The sequence below is a fragment of the Lentisalinibacter orientalis genome (assembly GCF_040706535.1).
In the GTDB taxonomy this organism is placed as follows: domain Bacteria; phylum Pseudomonadota; class Gammaproteobacteria; order Steroidobacterales; family Woeseiaceae; genus Lentisalinibacter; species Lentisalinibacter orientalis.
In genome coordinates this window covers 2,071,165-2,091,907 of sequence record NZ_JAPDRJ010000001.1, presented here as the reverse complement: position 1 = coordinate 2,091,907, position 20,743 = coordinate 2,071,165, and the positions used below count along the sequence as shown (strand labels likewise).

General features: G+C 68.5%; 17 protein-coding genes. 3 read left to right on the top strand and 14 right to left on the bottom strand.

The features are described from left to right. Position 1 precedes the first annotated feature (1 nt). Entirely contained in the window at positions 2-952 is a 951-nt protein-coding gene (locus ACJMK0_RS09225) for an acetoin utilization protein AcuC (protein WP_405237617.1), read from the bottom strand. 81 nt (positions 953-1,033) lie between these two features. On the opposite strand from ACJMK0_RS09225, the gene ettA reads away from it, so the two are divergent. Both ettA and ACJMK0_RS09215 read left to right on the top strand, forming a co-directional pair. Then, complete coding sequence (gene ettA, locus ACJMK0_RS09220; protein WP_405237615.1) at positions 1,034-2,707, top strand: energy-dependent translational throttle protein EttA; 1,674 nt, start codon at positions 1,034-1,036, stop codon at positions 2,705-2,707. 10 nt (positions 2,708-2,717) lie between these two features. Next, complete coding sequence (locus tag ACJMK0_RS09215) at positions 2,718-3,410, top strand: hypothetical protein (RefSeq protein WP_405237613.1); 693 nt, start codon at positions 2,718-2,720, stop codon at positions 3,408-3,410. Positions 3,411-3,443: 33 nt separating this feature from the next. On the opposite strand, the gene purL is transcribed toward ACJMK0_RS09215, so the two are convergent. Together purL and ACJMK0_RS09205 are read right to left on the bottom strand one after the other, a co-directional pair. Then, a complete protein-coding gene (gene purL / locus ACJMK0_RS09210; RefSeq protein WP_405237936.1) occupies positions 3,444-7,400 on the bottom strand; it encodes a phosphoribosylformylglycinamidine synthase in 3,957 nt (1,318 codons plus the stop codon). Positions 7,401-7,465: 65 nt separating this feature from the next. Further along, on the bottom strand, positions 7,466-7,798 hold the full coding sequence (locus ACJMK0_RS09205) for a DUF1820 family protein (protein WP_405237611.1): 333 nt from the start codon (positions 7,796-7,798) through the stop codon (positions 7,466-7,468). A 252-nt stretch (positions 7,799-8,050) separates the two neighbouring features. On the opposite strand from ACJMK0_RS09205, the gene tagH reads away from it, so the two are divergent. After that, positions 8,051-9,325 (top strand): type VI secretion system-associated FHA domain protein TagH, encoded by a 1,275-nt coding sequence (tagH, locus tag ACJMK0_RS09200; RefSeq protein WP_405237609.1) that lies wholly within the window; start codon positions 8,051-8,053, stop codon positions 9,323-9,325. Positions 9,326-9,396: 71 nt separating this feature from the next. On the opposite strand, the gene acs is transcribed toward tagH, so the two are convergent. From acs to gloA, 11 genes are all read right to left on the bottom strand, one after another. After that, complete coding sequence (gene acs / locus ACJMK0_RS09195; RefSeq protein ID WP_405237935.1) at positions 9,397-11,340, bottom strand: acetate--CoA ligase; 1,944 nt, start codon at positions 11,338-11,340, stop codon at positions 9,397-9,399. Between the two features lie 139 nt (positions 11,341-11,479). Then, on the bottom strand, positions 11,480-12,352 hold the full coding sequence (locus tag ACJMK0_RS09190) for an HpcH/HpaI aldolase/citrate lyase family protein (RefSeq protein WP_405237607.1): 873 nt from the start codon (positions 12,350-12,352) through the stop codon (positions 11,480-11,482). Further along, positions 12,352-12,810, bottom strand: coding sequence for a MaoC family dehydratase (locus ACJMK0_RS09185; protein WP_405237605.1), 459 nt, complete (start codon positions 12,808-12,810; stop codon positions 12,352-12,354). Before ACJMK0_RS09185 ends, ACJMK0_RS09190 begins: the two co-directional genes overlap by 1 nt. Positions 12,811-13,231: 421 nt before the next feature. Beyond that, a complete protein-coding gene (locus ACJMK0_RS09180; RefSeq protein WP_405237603.1) occupies positions 13,232-13,765 on the bottom strand; it encodes a VOC family protein in 534 nt (177 codons plus the stop codon). 10 nt (positions 13,766-13,775) lie between these two features. Beyond that, the gene (gene hppD / locus ACJMK0_RS09175) at positions 13,776-14,858 is read right to left on the bottom strand and encodes a 4-hydroxyphenylpyruvate dioxygenase (protein ID WP_405237601.1); all 1,083 of its coding nucleotides are present in this window, start codon (positions 14,856-14,858) and stop codon (positions 13,776-13,778) included. A 270-nt stretch (positions 14,859-15,128) separates the two neighbouring features. Continuing rightward, on the bottom strand, positions 15,129-15,416 hold the full coding sequence (locus ACJMK0_RS09170; RefSeq protein WP_405237599.1) for a hypothetical protein: 288 nt from the start codon (positions 15,414-15,416) through the stop codon (positions 15,129-15,131). 4 nt (positions 15,417-15,420) lie between these two features. Next, the gene (locus ACJMK0_RS09165; RefSeq protein ID WP_405237597.1) at positions 15,421-16,623 is read right to left on the bottom strand and encodes a class I SAM-dependent methyltransferase; all 1,203 of its coding nucleotides are present in this window, start codon (positions 16,621-16,623) and stop codon (positions 15,421-15,423) included. A 197-nt stretch (positions 16,624-16,820) separates the two neighbouring features. Next, entirely contained in the window at positions 16,821-18,191 is a 1,371-nt protein-coding gene (locus ACJMK0_RS09160; RefSeq protein WP_405237595.1) for a hypothetical protein, read from the bottom strand. A gap of 2 nt (positions 18,192-18,193) precedes the next feature. After that, positions 18,194-19,555, bottom strand: a complete 1,362-nt coding sequence (gene hemG, locus ACJMK0_RS09155; protein ID WP_405237593.1) for a protoporphyrinogen oxidase — start codon at positions 19,553-19,555, stop codon at positions 18,194-18,196. Between the two features lie 145 nt (positions 19,556-19,700). Beyond that, complete coding sequence (locus tag ACJMK0_RS09150) at positions 19,701-20,159, bottom strand: cupin domain-containing protein (RefSeq protein ID WP_405237591.1); 459 nt, start codon at positions 20,157-20,159, stop codon at positions 19,701-19,703. A gap of 49 nt (positions 20,160-20,208) precedes the next feature. Beyond that, positions 20,209-20,697, bottom strand: a complete 489-nt coding sequence (gene gloA / locus ACJMK0_RS09145; RefSeq protein ID WP_405237933.1) for a lactoylglutathione lyase — start codon at positions 20,695-20,697, stop codon at positions 20,209-20,211. Between the last annotated feature and the right edge of the window lie 46 nt (positions 20,698-20,743).

Sequence of the window (20,743 nt, the reverse complement as noted above, 5' to 3'; positions counted from 1 at the left end):
GTCACTGTGCGTCGAGCAGGCTTCTAACCACCGCCCGCCAGGCGCGGGCGAGATTCGGCCGGTTGTAGCCGCCGCCGCCGGTGGCGAGCAGCCTCCCCTCGCAGTGCTCCGCGGCGATCTGCCACAGCCGGGAGGCCGCGTGCGAATAGGACGCCTCGGTGTAGGCCAGGTGGGTGATGGGGTCGCCGGCCATCGCATCCGCGCCGCATTGCAGGATGATGAACTCCGGCCGGTTCTCGGCCAGATAGGTCTCCACCTGGCTCCAGGCCGCGCGGAACACGCTGTCGTCCGCGCTCGGCGGCATGGGGATGTTGAGCTTGGTGCCCTCGGCGGCGCCCTTGCCGGTCTCCCAGCGATGGCCGGTGCCCGGGTAGAGGAAGCGCCCGTCCTCGTGGATGTCGGCGAACAACAGGTCCGGATCGTCCTCGAAGCCGTAGAACACGCCGTCGCCGTGATGGGCGTCGATGTCGACGTAGGCGATGCGCTTCAGACCGTGTTCCCGGCGCAGGTATTCCACGGCGATGCCGCAGTCGTTGAAAACGCAGAAGCCGCCCGCGCTGTCGCGGCGCGCGTGGTGCAGGCCGGCGATGGGCACGAAGCCGGTGCGGCACTCGCCGGCCATGATGGCGTCCACCGCGTGCCGGACCGTGCCGACGACGGTGCTGGCCGCCTCGTAGACGCCGGGGAAGGCCGGGGTGTCGCCGGCATCCAGCCAGCCGTTGCCGGTGGCCGACGCTTTGGCCACCCGGTCGATGTAGGCGTCGGTATGGAACAGGGCCAGCAGGTCCCGGTCGCCGTCGCAGGGGTCGGCGTAACTCACCTCGATGTCCATGCCGGCCTCCATCAGGCCGTCATGGAAGACGTCGTGGCGGTCCGGCCCGAAGGGATGGTCCTCGCCGAAGCCGTAGCGGGCCAGTGCACTGCCCTTGTAGACGCGTACGCGTTCCGTCATGACGCCGCAGGCCTCCCCCCGCGCTGGCCAGCACCTGTGCCATCACCGATAATGGGCGCCGGGTTCAAAAGATAACGGGACATGGCTCAATACATTTACACAATGAACCGGGTGGCGAAAGTGGTGCCGCCCAAGCGTTACATCCTGCACGACATCTCGCTGTCGTTCTTCCCCGGCGCCAAGATCGGCGTGCTGGGGCTCAATGGCGCCGGCAAATCCACCCTCCTGCGCATCATGGCAGGCCTCGACAAGGAATTCGAGGGCGAGGCACGGCCGCAGCCGGGCATCAATATCGGCTACCTGCCCCAGGAACCGGAACTGGATCCGGACAAGGACGTGCGCGGCAACGTCGAGGAAGGCGTGGCGGAGACCAAGGCGCTGATCGAGCGATTCAACGAGATCAGCATGAAGTTCGCCGAGCCCATGGACGACGACGAGATGAACGCGCTGCTGGAGGAGCAGGGCAAGCTGCAGGACGCCATCGACGCGGCCAACGCCTGGGAGCTGGAGCGCCAGCTCGAGGTGGCCGCCGACGCGCTGCGCCTGCCCGAATGGGATGCGGACGTGACGAAGCTCTCCGGCGGCGAGCGCCGCCGGGTGGCGCTGTGCCGGCTGCTGCTCTCCAAGCCCGACATGCTGCTGCTGGACGAGCCCACCAACCACCTGGACGCCGAATCCGTGGCCTGGCTCGAGCACTTCCTGGAGGAGTATCCGGGCACCGTGATCGCCGTCACCCACGACCGCTACTTCCTCGACAACGTGGCCGGCTGGATCCTGGAGCTGGACCGGGGCCATGGCATCCCCTGGCAGGGCAACTACTCCTCCTGGCTGGAGCAGAAGGAAATGCGCCTCGCCCAGGAAGAGAAGACCGAGCAGGCCCGGCGCAAGGCCATGCAGGCGGAGCTCGAGTGGGTGCGGCAGAACCCGAAGGGCCGCCAGGCCAAGGCCAAGGCCCGGCTGCGCCGTTTCGAGGAGCTCTCATCGCGGGACTATCAGAGCCGCAACGAGACCAACGAGATCTACATCCCGCCCGGCCCGCGCCTGGGCGACCTGGTGCTGGAACTCGACGGCGTCACCAAGGGCTACGGCGAGAAGCTGCTGATGGAAGACCTCTCCTTCAGCCTGCCGCCCGGCGGCATCGCGGGCGTGATCGGCCCGAACGGCGCCGGCAAGACCACGCTGCTCCGGATGATCACGGGCACCGAGGAACCGGATGCCGGCACCGTCCGGGTGGGTGACACGGTAAAACTGGCCTACGTGGACCAGTCCCGCCAGAGCCTGAACGACGACAACACGGTCTGGGAGGAGATCTCGGAGGGCCAGGACATCCTGAAGGTCGGCAACTACGAGACCCCGTCCCGGGCCTACGTGGGCCGCTTCAACTTCCGCGGCGCCGACCAGCAGAAGAAGATCGGACTGCTGTCCGGCGGCGAACGTAATCGGGTCCATCTCGCCAAGGTGCTGCGCGACGGCGGCAACCTGCTGCTGCTCGACGAGCCCACCAACGACCTCGACGTGGAGACGCTGCGCGCGCTGGAGCAGGCGCTGCTGGAGTTCCCGGGCTCGGCCATCGTGATCTCGCATGACCGCTGGTTCCTGGACCGCATCGCCACCCACATCCTCGCCTACGAGGGCGAGAGCCAGGTGACCTGGTTCGCCGGCAACTATCAGGAATACGAAGAAGACCGCAGGCGGCGCTTCGGCGACCGCGCGGAACGGCCGCAACGCATACGCTACCGGAGGCTGAGCGCCTGAGGGGGACGGCATGAGTTTCTACCTGGACCGGGAACAGGGGCTGCATACGGCGGATGCGGGCCACTTCGCGCTGGAGTGCCCCTACTGCGACGTCTACGCGCACATGACGCCCCAGTCGGTGCCCGACGTGGATCAGCTGCTGCGCACCCGGCCCACCCGGGTGGGGCTCGTGTTCCAGTGCGACTCCTGCGCCGCGCCGGTATTCCTGCGCTTCTCGGTGCGCGAATACGCCGGCCAGCGGGTGGAGCTCTACAGCAACTTCGCCGAACTGGAGCGGCCGAAGGAGAAATTCCCGTTCAACTACCTGCCCGAGGAGACCCAGGGCCTGTTCCGCGAGGCGCTCGGCTGCTACTCGGACGGCCACCTGAACGCCTTCGCCTCGATGTGCCGGCGCACCGCGGAGAGCGCTTTCGCCGCCGCCGGCGACGGCGGCAAACTCGCCGCTTTCGACATCGTCATGTCGGCGAAGAAGCTGGCGGGGCTGGACGACGAGATCTTCCAGCCGGCCCGCCGGACGCTGTTCGACGGCTCGCCCGAGAACGCGCCCCTGCCGGAACTCGGCCGCGCCGAGGCGGGCGTGCTGCTGGAGCTCGCCAAGGACATGCTCTATCAGCTGTTCGTGCGCCGCTCCAAACTCACCCGTGCGCTGAAGGTACGACAGCTGTTCGTGCGCGAGACGCCGGACGAGCGCGACATCGGGTGAACCAGGCCGGGATCGGCCGAGGCGACCTGACCGTCAGCCGACGGCCACCCGGGCGTTGCGGAACATCCTCAGCCAGCCGCCGTCCTCGCCCCAGTCGGCCGGGTGCCAGGAATTCTGCACGGTGCGGGCCACCCGCTCGGGATGGGGCATGATGACGGTGGCGCGGCCGTCCGCGGTGGTGAGCGCGCAGATGCCGGCGGGCGAGCCGTTGGGGTTCGCCGGATAGACTTCGGTGGGCTCGCCCCGGTTGTCCACGTAGCGCACGGCCACCAGGCCCGCCTCTTCGCAGGCGCGACGGTCGCCCTCGCTGTCGAATGCCGCCCTGCCCTCCCCGTGGGAGGTGGCGATGGGCAGCCGCGAACCCGCCATGCCGGCAAGGAACAGCGACGGCGAGGCTTCCACCCGCACCAGCGACAGCCGGGCCTCGAACTGCTCCGAGCGGTTGGCCAGAAACCGCGGCCAGTGTCCGGCACCAGGAATTAGACTTTTTAAAGTTGCGAGCATCTGGCAGCCGTTGCAGACGCCGAGCGTGAAGGTGTCGCCGCGCGCGAAGAAGGCGGCGAAGCGCTCGCGCATGGCCTCGTCGTAGAGGATGGATTTGGCCCAGCCGCCGCCGGCGCCGAGCACGTCGCCGTAGGAGAAGCCGCCGCAGGCGACGAGGCCGGTGTAGTGCGCCAGGCTGTCCCGGCCGGCCGCGAGGTCGCTCATGTGCACGTCCACCGCCTCGAACCCGGCCGCCATGAACGCCGCCGCCATCTCGTGCTGGCTGTTCACGCCCTGCTCGCGCAGCACGGCCACCTTCGGCCGCGCACCCGCCGCGACGAATGGCGCGGCCACGTCCTCCGCGGGGTCGTAGGTGAGGGCCGCGTTCAGCCCCGGATCGTCGTCGTCCGCGATCTGCCCGTGCTGCTCGGCGGCGGTCTCCGGGTTGTCCCTGAGCGCCTGCATCCGGTAACTGGTCTCCGCCCACGCCTGCTGCAGCGGCCCGCGCTCGAAGGCGACGGGTTCGAATTCGAAGGGTTCGCCGCCCCCGTGGATCACCAGGCGCTGGTCGTCCCGCAGCCGGCCTGCCCGATGCACGCAGTCCGCGAGTCCCGCCTCCGCCAGCACCGCCTCCACGGCCTCGAGTTCGCTCTCGCGCACCTGCACCAGAGCGCCGGGTTCCTCGGCGAACAGCGCTCCCAGCGGACCGTTGGCGCCATGCGGAGGCGTGAGGTCGATGCCGATCCGCCCCGCGAACAGCATCTCTGCGGCGCAGGCGAACAGCCCGCCGTCGGAGCGGTCGTGATAGGCCAGCAGGCGGCCCTCCCGGTTCAGCCGCTGCACGGCGGCGAAGAAGCCGCGCAGCCGCGCCGGGTCGTCCAGGTCCGGCGGCTCGCCGCCCTCCCGGTTATAGACCTGGGCCAGGCAGGAGCCGCCCAGCCGGTTCGCGCCCGCGGACAGATCGATCAGCAGCAGGTGCGAGGGCTCGTCGGTCTGCCGCAGTTGCGGCGTCAGCGTCAGCCGCACGTCCTCCACCGGCGCGAAGGCGGAGACGATCAGGGATACCGGCGCCACCACCTGGCGGTCGCGGCCGTCTTCCTGCCAGGCGGTGCGCATCGACAGCGAGTCCTTGCCCACCGGGATGGCGATGCCGAGCGCCGGGCAGAGTTCCAGGCCGACGGCGCGTACCGTGTCGTAGAGCTTCGCATCCTCGCCCGGGTGGCCCGCCGCCGCCATCCAGTTCGCCGACAGCCGGATGCGGCCGATGCCGCCGGCGTCACGGCTGTCGACTGCATTGCCCGCGTCGCCCGTGTCGCCCGTGTCGCCAATGGCCGCGGCCGCGATGTTGGTCACCGCCTCCGCCACCGCCATGCGGCCGGACGCCGGCCCGTCCAGCAGCGCCAGCGGCGTGCGCTCGCCCATGGCCATCGCCTCGCCGGTGTAGCCCCGGAAGCCGCTGCAGGTGACGGCCACGTCGCTGACCGGCACCTGCCAGGGGCCCACCAGCTGGTCGCGGGCGGTGAGGCCGCCGACCGTGCGGTCGCCGATATGGATCAGGAACGACTTGTCCGCGACCGTCGGATGGGCCAGCACCCGCGCGCAGGCCTCGGCCAGGTCGATATCGCCGGTCTCCAGCGCCGCCGCGGGCGGCACGAGCCGCTCCGCCTCCCGGCTGAGCCGGGGCGTGCGGCCGAGCAGCATCTCCATGGGCAGGTCCACCGCCGGCTCGCCCAGCCAGCGGTCGGTGACGGTCAGCCGGCCGTCATCGGTGATCTCGCCGAGTACCGCATAGGGACAGCGCTCCCGGCGGCAGAGCTCGCCGAACTCGTCGAGGCGGTCTGCGGCGATCACCAGCACGTAGCGCTCCTGCGCCTCGTTGCACCAGATGGCCATCGGACTCATGCCGGGCTCGTCGTTGGGCACCTCGCGCAGCTCGAAGCGCCCGCCCCGCTGGCTGTGATCCACCGCCTCCGGCACGGCGTTGGACAGCCCGCCCGCGCCGACGTCGTGGATCAGCACGATGGGGTTGTCATCGCCGCGGGCCCAGCAGCCGTCGATCACCTCCTGGGCCCGGCGCTGCATCTCCGGGTTGCCGCGCTGTACCGAGGCGAAGTCCAGCTCCTCGCTGCTGGCGCCGCTGGCCAGGCTCGAGGCCGCGCCGCCGCCGAGGCCGATGAGCATGGCCGGGCCGCCCAGCACCACCAGCCGGGTGCCGGCGGGCACCTCGCGCTTCACCGCATGGCCCTCGCGCACGTTGCCGAGCCCGCCCGCGATCATGATGGGCTTGTGATAGCCCCGGCTCTCGCCGTCCGGCAGCCAGTCCGGCTGCGCCTCCCAGGCGCGGAAATAGCCGGCCAGGTTGGGCCGGCCGAACTCGTTGTTGAAGGAGGCCGCGCCGATGGGTCCTTCCAGCATGATGTCCAGCGCCGGCGCGATGCGATCCGGCCGGCCGCTGTCGCGCTCCCAGGGCCGGGGCGCATCGGGGATGTGCAGGTGGGAGACCGTGAAGCCGGTCAGCCCCGCCTTCGGCTTCGCCCCCAGGCCGGTGGCGCCCTCGTCCCGGATCTCGCCGCCGGAGCCCGTGGCCGCGCCGGGGAAAGGGGATATCGCCGTGGGATGGTTGTGGGTCTCCACCTTCATGAGGATGTGCACCGGCTCTTCCACGTAGCGATAGCGCCGCGTCCCCGGCTCGGGGATGAGCCGCGGCGCCCGCCAGCCCTCGATCACGGCGGCGTTGTCGCTGTAGGCGGAGAGGATGCCGTCCGGGCTGCGCTTCGTGGATTCCCGGATCATCGCGAACAGGCTCAGCGGCTGCGCCTCGCCGTCGACGGTCCACTCGGCGTTGAAGATCTTGTGCCGGCAGTGCTCGGAGTTCGCCTGGGCGAACATCATGAGTTCGGTGTCGGTGGGGTCGCGGCCGAGGCCCGCATACGCGTCGGCCAGGTAGTCGATCTCCTCGTCCGCGAGCGCGAGCCCCAGTTCGCCGTTGGCCCGCTCCAGCGCGGCGCGGCCCTGTGCGGCCAGCGGAATCCTGCGCTGCGCGGCCGGCTCCCGGTGGGCGAACATGGTCGCCAGGTCGGCCGCATCCCGGAATACGCTCTCGGTCATGCGGTCGTGCAGGCGCTCAGCCGCGGCACGCAGGATGCCCTCCTCCGCCCGCACGCCGGCCAGACGCCAGGCGATGCCCCGCTCCACCCGCCGCACGGCATCCAGGCCGCAGGCGTGCACGATGTCCGTCGCCTTGCTCGACCAGGGCGAGATGGTGCCGATGCGGGGCGTGGTCACCAGCGTCGGGGCATCCCGCCGCTCGGCCGGGTCGTCGTCCCGCGCGCCCAGCAGCGCGCCGAGGACACCACGCTCGGCGTCGTCGAGCTCCCGGCCGGCCTCCACGAAGTAGCGGTAGCGGGCCTCGAGCCGCCCGAGGCCCGGCAGCAGGGGTTTCAGCGTGTCGCGCAGGCGCTCGAGACGGAACGCGGAAAGGGCGTCTCCGCCGGCCAGCACGAACAGAACGGATTCCGGAGCGGAATCGGGAGCGGAATCGGGAGAGAGGTCCGCCACGCCGCCCGGCCGGCTCAGGACTTGTCGCCCGGGGGCGAGTACATGGGCATGGGGAACTGGGTGACGTTGCCCCCCTCCGCCTTGCTGATCTTGCTCGCGCCCTGCTTCTCGACCTCGTCGATCCGCAGCACCGAATGCAGGGGCAGATAGGTGCGACCGACGCCCTCGAATTCGGCCTTCACCTTCTCCTCCGAGGGGTCCACCACCACGCTGCTGCGCTCGCCGAAGAGCAGGTCCTCGACGGTCAGGAAGCCGAACAGATCGCCGTGGCTGACGCCGCCGGCGTAGACCTCGTAGACCTTGCCCTGATTGACGAAAGAGATCCTGTAGATGCGTTTCGCTGACATGGTTCCGGGACGCTCCGTTTTCTGCGGGCGAGTGTAACCGAATTCCGCCGCCGGCTGTCGGCGCCGGAGCAACGGAATCGGGCATCCGGGCGGAAATTCAAGGGGTTTCTGCGCCCCGGCTGGCGTAAATGTGAACTGGGACAATGCCGCCACGTAACGCAGTCACCAGAATAGGCCACTGTCCGTCCGTGTACACGGAAGTCACGGGACTGGCCATGGCACTTGGGGCCCCCATCGACAGAGAGGCCAACGATGGCACTGACACTCGAAGTAACCAGCCGCGCGCAGAGGGGTCGGCTCGGCGACCACGTGGTCCGGCAGTTCGGCCGCGAAGGCGGCACGATCGGGCGCGCCGAAGACAATGACTGGCGCCTGCCGGACCCGGAGCGCTACATCTCCAGCCACCACGCCACCATCGACTTCCAGGCCGGCAGCTACTACCTGATCGACACGAGCATGAACGGGGTCTACATCAACGGCTCCGAGGTGCCCGTGGGCCGCGCGAAGCCCCAGCGGCTGTTCGACGGCGACGTGCTGCGCATGGGCGAATACATCATCAGCGTCACCATCGACGAGGGCTTCGGACTCCTCGCCGAGGAGGAGGACCACAGGAGCTCCATCGCCCGGGAGGACCTGGTGCAGCTGGACGACGACTCGGACGAGTTCTCCCTGGTGGATGCCGAGGAGATCACCGGGGCCCGGGAACTGAGCTCGCGGCTGTTCGGCGACACCGTGACCGACAGCTACGTCAAGCGGCAGAAGGCCGAGGACAAGAAGAAGGCTGAGCGGAAGAGTGCGAAGGTCACCCGCATGCCCCGGCCCGAGGGCAAGAAGCCCGCCAGGCCGGAGCAGACGCCGCCGGCGGCGCCGCGGGATAGCACCCCGCTGCCGAAGGATGCCGTGGAGGCCTTCCTGCGCGGGCTCGGCATGAGCGCCGAGGATCTCGGCAATGCGGACAGCCGGCGCATCCTGCACAACGCCGGACTGGCATTGCGCGAATTCGTGCTGGGCGCCATGGAGCTGCTGCAGAACCGGGCGTCGGTCAAGAACAGCTTCCGTCTGGAGCAGACCACGATCCAGCCCGGCTCCAACAATCCGCTGAAGTTCTCGGCCAGCGCCGACGATGCCGTGCGCACGCTGCTCACGGGCAGCCGCAACGAATACGGGCCGGCGGTGGACAGCGTTCGGGAGGCCGTGCGTGACCTGAAGCACCACGAGATCGCCGTGATCTGCGCCATGCGCGAGGCACTCGACGACTTCGCCGACCGCTTCGACCCCGAGGACCTGGAACAGAAGTTCGAGGGCACACTGAAGCGCAGTTCACTGTTCGGCGGCAACAACAAGGCGAAGTACTGGGACCTCTACTCGGATCTCTACGAGGTGCTGACCCGCCACGCCGAGGGCAAACTGCCCGGCCAGTTCGGCGAGGACTTCGCCCGCGCCTATGCCGAGCACCTGGAGCGTCTCGAGCGCGACGCGCAGCGCCGCGGTGACGGCGACGACCGGGCCCGCCAGGCCGGCCGCTGAGCCGCCCTTCCCGGCGACACCGAGCCGGCACCGGGTCGGCGCTGAGCCGGCACTGAGCCGGCGCGGAGCGCTCAGCGGTTGCGCCGGTTCTCGATCAGGTCATCGACCACCCCCGGGTCGGCCAGCGTGGAGGTATCCCCCAGGTTGCCGTAATCGTTCTCGGCCACCTTGCGCAGGATGCGCCGCATGATCTTGCCCGAGCGGGTCTTCGGCAGCCCGGGCGCGAACTGGATGAGATCCGGCGAGGCGATGGGGCCGATCTCCTTGCGCACCCACTGCCTGAGTTCGGCCAGCACCTCGTCGCTGGCCTCGACACCCTCCATCAGCGTCACATAGGCGTAGATGCCCTGACCCTTGATGTCGTGGGGATAACCCACCACCGCCGCCTCGGCCACCTTCGGATGCGCCACCAGCGCGCTCTCCACCTCCGCGGTGCCCATGCGGTGGCCGGATACGTTGATCACGTCGTCCACGCGGCCGGTGATCCAGTAGTAGCCGTCCTCGTCGCGGCGGGCGCCGTCGCCGGTGAAATACGCGCCCTCGAAGGTCGAGAAATAGGTGTCGACGAAGCGCTGGTGGTCGCCGTAGACGGTGCGCATCTGCCCCGGCCAGCTGTCCTTCATGATCAGGTTGCCCTCGGCGGGCCCGTCCAGGGCGTTGCCGTCGTTGTCCACCAGCGCGGGCCGGATGCCGAAGAACGGCCGCGTGGCCGAACCCGGCTTCAGGGGCGTGGCGCCCGGCAGCGGCGTGATCAGGATGCCGCCGGTCTCGGTCTGCCACCAGGTATCCACGATCGGGCAGCGGTCCCCCCCCACCACGTGGTAGTACCACTCCCAGGCCTCCGGGTTGATGGGCTCGCCCACCGAGCCGAGCAGCCGCAGCGACTTCCGCGACGTCTTCTTCACCGGCTCCTCGCCCTCGCGCATCAGCGCGCGGATGGCCGTGGGGGCCGTGTAGACGATGTTCACGTCGTGCTTGTCGCAGACCTGCCAGAAGCGGCTGGAATCCGGGTAGTTCGGCACGCCCTCGAACATGAGCGTAATGGCGCCGTTGGCGAGCGGGCCGTAGACGATGTAGCTGTGGCCGGTCACCCAGCCCACGTCCGCGGTACACCAGTAGACGTCGCCGGGGTGGTAGTCGAACACGTGCTGGTGGGTCAGCGAGGCGTACACGAGATAGCCGCCGGTCGTGTGCAGCACGCCCTTCGGCTGGCCGGTGGAGCCCGAGGTGTAGAGGATGAACAGGGGATCTTCGGCGCCCATCTCCTCCGGCGGGCAGTCGGCGTCCACGCCCTGCTCGGCTTCGTGCAGCCACACGTCCCGGCCGGCGTCCCACTCGATGTCCGCCCCGGTGTTGCGCACCACCAGCACCTTCTTCAGCGTGGTCACGTCCGGCTTCGCCGCGGCGGCGTCCACGTTGGCCTTCAGCGGCACCTTGCGGCCGCCCCGCAGGCCCTCGTCGGCGGTGATCACCACGTTGGAGTCGCAGTCGACGATGCGCCCGGCCAGCGCGTCCGGCGAGAATCCGCCGAACACCACCGAGTGCACCGCGCCGATGCGGGCGCAGGCCAGCATGGCCACCACCGCTTCGGGGATCATGGGCATGTAGATCGTGACCCGGTCGCCCCGCTCGACGCCGATCTTCTTCAGCACGTTGGCGAAGCGGCACACGCGCTCGTGCAGCTGGCGATAGGTTATGGTCTCGTCCCGGGCCGGGTCGTCGCCCTCCCAGATGATGGCCGGCTGGTCGCCCTTGTCGTCGAGGTGGCGGTCGACGCAGTTGTAGCAGACGTTCAGCGTGCCGTCGGCATACCAGCGGATGTGCAGGTCGTCCGCCGCGTAGGAGACGTCCTTCACCTCGGTGAAGGGCTTGATCCAGTCGATGCGCTCCGCCTGCTCGGCCCAGAAACCCTCGTTATCCGCGAGGGAACGCCGGTACATGTCGTCGTAGGTTTTCTCGTCGATGTACGCGCGATCGCGGAAGTAGTCGTTGACCGGATAGACCTTGCTCATCAGCACCCCTCCTCGATGACTGCAATGTTCCTCGCCGCTTTCCCTGGCCAATTTCCCTGGCCGCTTTCCCTGGCCGCTTTCCCTGGCCGAGCTCCCTGGCCGACTTCTCCGGCCGCAGTGTAACGGATGCGCGCGGCCGCCCTCAGCGACCGGCCGCGGCCCTGGCCAGCGACAGCACGCGCCGGGCCTGCAGCAGATGCGGACGGTCCACCATGCGGCCGTCCAGATTCAGCACGCCGGCGTCCGGCTCCGCCTGGAAGGCCTCCACGATGCGCCGGGCGTCCGCCACCTCGGCTCCCGTAGGCGTGAAGGCCTCGTTGATCACCGGCACCTGGGCCGGATGGATGGCCAGCATGCCCAGGAAGCCGTCCCGACGCGCGGCGCCGGCATAAGCGCGCAGCCCGTCCATATCCCTGAAATCGGTGTATACGGTGTCGATGGCCGGCACGCCGGCCGCGGACGCCGCCAGCACGCACAGCGAGCGCACCGTCTGGAAGGTGGGCAGCCAGCGGCCGTGGGCATCCCGCGCGCTCATGGCGCCGATGGCGGCGGACAGGTCCTCGGCACCCCAGGACAGCGCGGCCAGGCGCGGACCGGCCTCGGCATACTCGCCCAGACGGAATACCGCGGCGGGGGTCTCCGTGGCGATGGCCAGGATCCGCACGCCGCCCGGCGTCATGCCGGCAGCGGCCTCCAGCGAACCCAGCCAGCGATCCAGCCGCAGCACGTCCTCGGCACCGCCGGCCTTGGGCACGACCACGCCGTCCAGGCCCTCGACGACCACCGACGGCAAATCCGCGCCCGCCGCGCCGCTGGCGAGCCCGTTGATGCGCACCCAGCGCTCGGCCCGGCCCCGCGGCCCGGCCAGGAACTCGGCGGCGAGCCTGCGAGCGACCTCGCGCCGTGCAGGGGCGACGGAGTCCTCCAGGTCCAGGATAAGGGCGTCGGCGCCGGCCTCGTCCGCCTTCGCCAGCTTGCGCTCGCTGTCGGCCGGGACGAAGAGATAGGAGCGCATCAGGCGTCCCCGGGTTTGCGCAGCATCAGCGCACTGCGCCGGCAGCTGCCCACCAGCACGCCTTCCTGGTTGTACGCGCGATGGGCGAAGACCACGATGCCGTTCTCCGGCCGCGAGCGGCTCTCGCGCACCTCGAGCACCTCGGACTCCACCCGGATGGTATCGCCGTGGAACAGGGGATGCGGGAAACGCACCTCGTCCCAGCCCAGGTTGGCGACGGTGGTGCCGTGGGTGGTGTCGTTCACCGAGATGCCCACCATGAACCCGAGGGTCAGCGCGCTGTTCACCAGCGGCCGGCCGAACTCCGTGCCCTTGCAGTACTCGGCATCCAGGTGGATAGCGGCCGGGTTGTGGGTCAGCGCCGTGAAGAAGACGTTGTCGGCCTCCGTGATGGTGCGCCGGATGGGATGGTCGAACGTCTGTCCGACGGTGAATTCTTCGAAATACAGGCCAGGCATGGTCAGGGATGATAGCGCGCCCGCCAACCCGCGTGTAGGAGGGCCTTCAGGCCCGATCCGGCTTTCTTCTGGCGTTGGCCCGCCATCGGATGGACAGGGGTCGCGGGGACGCTCACTCGGACGTCCTGTCCTCGCTCGCTTCGGCCGGGCCTCCTTCCCGCCGTCCTGGCTTCAGTCGACCCGGACGACCCCGCAACCCCTGTCCACCCGCTGACGGGCCCGTAGCCGGAATGTCTGGCACCAGTCAGCAATCGCTACTGACTGGCAGCCCCTTCACGCCACCGCGAGCACGGCCGTCATGCGGGGGTATCCATCGCCGCGACCTTTTGTCGGGAGCAAGATGGATACCCCCGCAGGGCGGCCATAAAAGAACGGGGATCTGGCAGGGCGGATCGGGCCTGAAGGCCCTCCTACACGGTCGTTAGGAGAGTTCTTTCTCGTGCAGCCAGGCCGCGTGCTTCGGCGCGCGCTTCGTCTGCGACCACTCCTCCAGCATCGCCGGGGCCACTTCGCGAAGTTTCTCCAGCATCTCGTCGGTGGCGGTGTTGGCCGCGATCTCCAGCCGGTGGCCGTTCGGGTCGAAGAAGTAGATGGACTGGAACAGGCTGTGGTCGGTCGGGCCGACCACCTCCAGGCCCTCGGCCTCGGCCTTCTTCTTCAGCCGCAGCAGTTCGTCCATCGACTCCACCTCGAAGGCGATGTGCTGGACCCAGGTCGGCGTGTTCGGGTCCCGGCCCATCTCCGGCGAGTTCGGGATCTCGAAAAAGGCGAGCACGTTGCCCATGCCGGCGTCCAGGAAGACGTGCATGTAGGGGTCCGGCTCCTTCGTCGACGGCACCTCGTCCTCGGCGATGGCCAGCAGGAAGTCCATGTCCAGCACCCGCTGGTAGAACTCCACCGTCTCCTTCGCGTCGCGGCAGCGGTAGGCCACGTGATGGATGCGTTTCAGTGCCATGGCGCTGCCCTCAACCCGTCTGCTTCAGCACGCCGCGGCGCAGCTGATCGCGTTCCATCGACTCGAACAGCGCGGTGAAGTTGCCCTCGCCGAAGCCCTCGTCGCCCTTCCGCTGGATGAACTCGAAGAACATCGGGCCGATCTGGGTCTCGGAGAAGATCTGCAGCAGCAGGCGCGTGTCGCCCTCCTCCGTGCTGCCGTCCAGCAGGAGGCCGCGCTTCTTCAGCTCTTCGACCGGCTCGCCGTGGCCCGGCACGCGCTCCTCCAGCATCTCGTAGTAGGTGTCCGGCGGCGGCGTCATGAACGGCATCCCGCGCTCCTTCAGCGCATCCCAGCTCGCGAAGATGTCGTCGGTGGCGAGCGCGATGTGCTGGATGCCCTCGCCGTTGTACGCCATCAGGAACTCCTCGATCTGGCCGGTGCCCTCGGAGGCCTCCTCGTTCAGCGGGATGCGGATCTTGCCGTCCGGCGCCGTCATGGCGCGGCTGTGCAGGCCGGTGTATTCGCCCTTGATGTCGAAGTAGCGGATCTCGCGGAAGTTGAACAACCGCTCGTAGTACTTCGCCCAGTAGTCCATGCGGCCGCGATAGACGTTATGGGTGAGGTGGTCGATCAGCTGGAAGCCGCAGCCCTTCGGGTGCCGGTCCACGCCCTCGAAGAACTCGAAGTCGATGTCGTAGATGGAGTTCTGATCGTCACCGTAGCGGTCGACGAGATACAGCGGCGCACCGCCGATGCCCTTGATGGCAGGCAGGCGCAGCTCCATCGGGCCGGTCGGGATGTCCATGGGCTGGGCGCCCCGCTCCAGCGCCAGGGCGTAGGCCTTGTGGGCGTCGCGCACGCGGAATGCCATGCCGCAGGCCGACGGCCCGTGCTCCTCGGCGAAATACCAGGCCGGGTGCTTCTTCTCGTTGTTGATGATGAAGTTGATCTCGCCCTGCCGATACAGGGTGACGTCCTTCGAACGGTGCTTCGCAACCGCCGTGAAACCCATCATCTCGAACACCGGCTCGAGCACGCCCGGCTCGGGAGACGCGAACTCGACGAACTCGAAACCGTCCAGTCCCATCGGGTTTTCGAACAGGTCTGCCATTGTGTCTCTCCCTGCGCGGTATTCCCGCGCCCTGTGCGAAAACCACCATGTTAGTTACAGATGAAACCACATTCAAGGACGAAGTTCGGGTAGGAGGGCCTTAAGGCCCGATCCGGCTTTCTGTTGGCGTAGGCCCGTCATGCGGGGGTATCCATCGCCGCGACCTTTTGTCGGGAGCAAGATGGATACCCCCGCAGGGCGGCCATCATAGAAGGGAATCGGGCCTGAAGGCCCTCCCACAGCCGGGTCGGGCCTGAAGGCCCTCCTACGTTAGCGGTCGACGTTGCGGCCCGCGTCGAGCACCCGGCGGAGCAGCGCTGCACGTTCCTCGGCCGCGGCGGCCGCCGCCTCGCCGGAGGGCTCCCAGTTCTCCAGCGCCTCCCGATCGACTACGCCCTGCTCGACCAGCAGCGCCTCCAGTGCGGCCACCCGTTCGCGCAGGACCCAGTGCTCGCCGAGGAAAGCGGTCAGCATGGCCAGCAGCCGGTCCGCGGCCGGATCCTCGAAGAAGGCCTTGCGCCCGCCCCTGACCTCCCGGCTCAGTGTCTCGTCAGCCATGTCCTCAGCGCCTCGCACCGAAGCCATACCACATGATGATGTCCGACAGCCGCCCGGTGTCCTCGTCGAAGGCGGCGTCGGCGGAGATCGCCGCGGCGAAGGCATCTTCCTCCACGTAGCCGTAGCGCGGCATCACGGCCTCGAAGAAGGCCTCCTCCGAGAAGCCTGCGCTCGTGCAGAGTTCCTTGTAGTCCTGGTCGCGAAAGCCCTTGTAGTAAGGCTCGTTGTTGTAATAGCTGTCCCAGTCCAGGTAGAAGCCGTCGTAGGGCGCGGTGGCCGAGTTCGGCGGCAGCTCCATGTTGATCAGCACGCCGCCGGGCCGCAGCACCCGATGGGCCTCCGCCAGGAACGCCCGTATCGACTTCAGCGGCAGCTCGTGCAGGAACATGGAGGAGAACACCACGTCGAAGCTCGCGTCCGGGAAGTCGAGCGATTCCGCCGCCTGCTGATGGAAATGCACCGTCTCGCCGAGGGCCTGGGCGCGCGCATGAGCGTAGCGCAGGCAGGGCGCGGCGATGTCGACGCCGTGCACCTCGGCCTCGGGAAAGGTGCGTTTCCACGGCACCGTGTTGTGGCCGATGGTGCAGCCCACGTCGAGGATCTTCTCCGGTTGCAGGTCCGGGAAGCGCAGACGCACGAAGTTCGACATGGACAGCCCGATGTCGTCCAGATGCTCGCCCATGACGCCGAAGGCGAAGACGTTCAGGCCGTTGTCGTAGATGGCGCCGGCCACGGCGTCGTCGTCGCCGGAGGCACGGGAGCCATGATAGTTGCCCGGCATGAGATGCACGTCCACAGCCGTGGCCGAGCGCGGCAGCTCCAGCGCCGGATCCAGTTCCAGCGTGCCCTGGGCCCGTGACTGGTCGGCGGCGATCTCGGCGCAACGCCGGTTGAAGGCCTCGACGTCGTCTTCCAGTTCGTCGATGACCGCGTTCCACACGGCCTCCTGGGCGGTGCAGCGCAGGCTCGAGTAGAAGCGGAACTGCGGATGAGGCTTCAGCGCGGCATGCACTTCCTCGGCGTTGGCCGGGTCCCGGTCGTGCTCGGCGCGGAATGCGGGCAGCACGTCGGTCTCCCACGCCTGCTTCATGGACTCCGCCACGTCGGTGAGCACGTGGGCTCGCAGCGAGGAGACGAACCGCTCGCGAGCGCGTTCGTCGCGGGATTTCGGGATGTCGAGGCCGTGGCCGAGACGCGTATCGATCATGCTGCTCTCCCCCATCGCTGAACCGTCATGCGGTGCGGGCGATGCTACCACAGCCCGCTGTCTGCCCCTGGTCGGGCCTGAAGGCCCTCCTACCGGGTGCCCGTGGGAGAGGCTTTAGCCTGTGGGAGGGGCTTTAGCCCCGATTCATTATTCAATCGGGCCTGAAGGCCCTCCTACAGGCCCGATCAGATGGGCGATCAGAGCGGCGGCGGCCGCTGGCTGTCCTCGTACATGCGGATGAAGAAGCCACGGATCGCGTTCTCGGCCTCGGCCCGGGTCATGAGCCGCTTCTCTTCCATCAGCTTCGCCATGTCGGCGATGGAGCGTCGGCCGTCGATCATGCTCATGATGAACGCATGCACGCGCGTGGAGACCGCCTGCATGCGGAAGTTCTCCAGTGCCGGCACGGGCTCGGAGCCCACCACCAGCCAGTCCGGCAGCGCCTTGTGGCGGGGCGGCCGCTCGACCTCTGCAGTCTTCTCCGCGACGACGGTGACCACCTGCTCGCGGCGGCCGTGGCGGCTCAGCGGCGAGTCCATGTAGGGAATCTCCCGCTCGGTCACGGACGGTTCGCCGAAACCCGCCACAGCAATGATCTCCAGCGCCTCCTCGAGGCTGTAGTTACGCTCCGGCGACGGCGTGCGGAAGGCCGCCGAGCCAAACCAGACCCAGCGGCCGCCGGCGGCAAGCAGACGGTTCCAGCGTGCCGCCTGCACGGCGAGGTCCTCGGGCAGCACGTCCACCAGCCAGGGAGTGACGACGGTGTCGAAGGCGCCCGCGCGGAAAGGCGGCCTGAGCGCGCTCGCCAGGACGTGCTGCAGACCCGGGCGCGCCGCCTCCGGCGCCGCCAGTTCCCGTGCCACCGCCACGTCCCCGACCCGGCGCGGCGCGATCGGGAACTCGTGCAGGGATACGGTCTCGCCGGCGCTGAGCTTCGCCGCAGCCAGCACGAGCAGCGGATTGAAGTCCAGGGCGACGGTGAGCTCGGGGGCAAGCGTTTGATGCAGGTCGTAAGCAAGCCGGCCCGCGCCGGCGCCGAGTACCAGCATGCGGCCGGGCGCCTGGCCGCCCAGCGCCCCGGCCACCGCCTCGAGCGACTGCCGGTTCTCCTCGTCGCCCCAGGCCCAGTCCCGGTGGAGGTTCGAATAGTAGGCGGTCAGGCCGACCTCCGTCGGCAGGCGGGTGCGCAGCGCCAGATGCGTCTCGTAGGTCGCCTCGGAGGCACCCGCGCCCAGCGGCGCGAGCAGGGACTTCAGCTCTTCGGCGTGAGCGCGCCAGGCCTCGACCTGACGGCGAAGCCGGCGCTCGGTCGACGCGAGCAGCCCGCCCTTCTCCAGTGCGGCCACGGCCGCCTGCTCGTCCTTCGCGATATCCGTCAGCGCGAAGTCGAAGCGCTGACGCCACTCCGCCAGCGCAGTGTCCGGGTCCGCGAACAGCCAGGGCACGTCGGCGAGCGACGGGAAGCCGGTGTCGCAGCCCGGGCAGCGCAGCGAATCGCCGTCGGCCTCGAGGGACCGGTCGCAGCGCGGACAGGCCAGCAACGACAGCAATGCAGCATCCCTCGCCATGTTCAGCCGCCCTCCCCGACGATGCGCTCGGCCAGCAGTCTGCCGTTGCGCACGCAGTCGTTCATCGCGATGCCGCGATAGGCATTGCTGTTCAGATAGAGCCCCCGGTGGCTCGCGAGCCGCTCGAAGATGGCATCCACGCGCGCGATGTGCCCGGGCGCATAACTCGGGATGCCGCGGGGCCAGCGCTTCACGTAGGTGACCTCCGGGTCGTCGGTCAGGCCCATGGTGGCACGCACGCCCTCGAGCGCAGTGCGGACCAGACCCTGTTCGTCCTGGTCGACGAGTTCCGGGTTGCGCTGACCGCCGATGATGAGCCGGAGTATCCGGCCGCCCTCCGGCGCCCGGTCCGGAAAAATACTGCTGTCCCACAGCACGCCCAGCACGGGCAGTTTCGCGCTGGTGGTCGTCAACAGCCCGAAGCCCGGCAGTTCCCGATCCAGCTGCCGGTAGCCGAGCCCGACGACCGCCACCGGCGAGTACCCGATCGCGCCGATACGCTTGCCCAGTCCGGCGTCGAGGTCTTTCACCATCTCCGCCGCCGCGTAGGACGGCGAGGCGATCACCACACGGTCGAATTCCGGGGTGTCGGACGGCGTGCGCAGCACGTAGCGACTGCCACGGTTACCGCCGCTAGCCTGTTCACCCTGGCGCAACACCCCGGTCACCGGCTCGCCCAGGCGCCATTCCGCGTCGATGATCTCATGCAGGTGCCCGATCAGCGCGCTCACCCCACCCTTGAAGCTCATCAGGATGCCGCCGGGGCCCGCCTGCTTCTTGCGCCGCGCCAGCATGCCGCGGAAGAGTCCGCCGTGCTCACGCTCCAGCGCCACCACCAGCGGGAAAGCGGCCTCGACGGAGACCTTGTCGGGTGTCGTCGCATAGATGCCGGCCACCATCGCGTCCAGGAAGACGTCGGTGAAGCCCTTGCCGAGGCGCCGATAGCCGAACTGCTGCAGCGTCTCCGGCGTCGTCTTCTTCCGCCGCGGGACCAGCGGCTCCATGGCCACCCGCAGCTTGGCCGGCCAGCCGATCAGCTTCGTCTTCAGGAAGGCGGGAGGCGATTCCGGCAGCGGATGCAGGCCGTCCTTGTAGATGAATCGTCGCCGCGCGAGATCGGAACTGGGCAGCAGGAGGTGATCCGCGCCGGCATCCTCCACCAGCTGCTGGCTGTCCGGCTTGTTGGAGAGAAAACCATTGCCGCCCGCCTCGAAGCGGAAACCCTCCACGTCTGCCGTGTACATGGTCCCGCCCGGGACGGGTTCGGCGTCGAATATCGTCAGTTCCCAGTCCGGCCGGGCGCGTTTGACATAGAAGGCAGTGGTGAGACCGCTGATGCCGGCCCCGACGATGGCGATTTTCATAATGCCCGGCAGTTTCCACGAGCCTCCGCGGGAGTACAAGTGAAGGCGGCGCGGGCCGTCGGCGGATCGCGCCGCGGCCCCCGCCGCTCGCGACAGGCCTCATTCTCTTGGTCCACGCGGCCGAACCATACCGGCCGCCGGCTGCTCAGCCGCCCGTCGATGCCTCCCAGGCATCCTGGGCTACTTTCCAGGTGACGAGCGCAACGGTGTTGCCGTCGTCATCGACGAAGTTCAGTGGACCGAGGAACGTCATGTAGAACTCGCTGTCCTCGGGGAAATAGGTCTTCATGTGCAGCGCCTGGCAGGCCTCGTAGCCATATCCCGGCGCCACCGCAGTCTCGCCACCATCGCCGGCGCCTCCGCGCACGTCCATCCGGCCCTTGGTCAGGAAATATTCGCCGGGCCCGATATGTACGTGGGGCGCAAAAGATGAACCTTTCGGACAATCGAAGATGGCCGTCCAGGCTCCCATCTCCGGCGAGACATTCAGGAGTTTCCAGCGAATCCCGCCGTCGCTGAGAGCGGTCGGAAAATCGACCCAGTCCACCTGATCCATCTGCACGTATCGACCCTTGACCGGGTCCATGTGTTCGGGATTACTCATTTGTCAGTCTCCTATTCCTGTCACCTGCTCGGATGCCTGAGCGACATCGTCAAATCCTTCCCATGTCGGCTGCGAGTTCGGCGAGGCTGTTCGCCTCGAGGATCTCGATCCAGTAGCCGTCGGGGTCCTTTATAAAAGCCAGTCCTTTCATCTTGCCGTCCTCCGGTCGCTTCACGTATTCGACGCCGAGCGAATCGAAGCGATCGCACGCCGCCTGCACGTCAGGTACCGACAACCCGATATGACCGAATCCCTGCGGCTCCTTGTTACCGTCGTGATAGCCCGCGAAATCCTCGTCATCCTCCGTGCCCCAGTTGTGGGTGAGTTCGACGAGAGCAGGCTGGCGGAACGTGTAGGCAGTACGCTCTTTCGCGTCGGCGGGAACCTCCTCGTCGCCGGGTCGGACGTAACCGACGAAATACAGCGAGAATCTCATCTCGGGGAAATCGAGTCGCTTGAGCAGCGTCATGCCCAGAACCCCGGTGTAGAAACCGAGCGAGCGTTCAGGGTCGCGTATGCGCAGCATCGTCTGATTCATCACGTAGCCGCTGGTCTCGGGACTCGAAGTGACCTTCCCCTCTTCG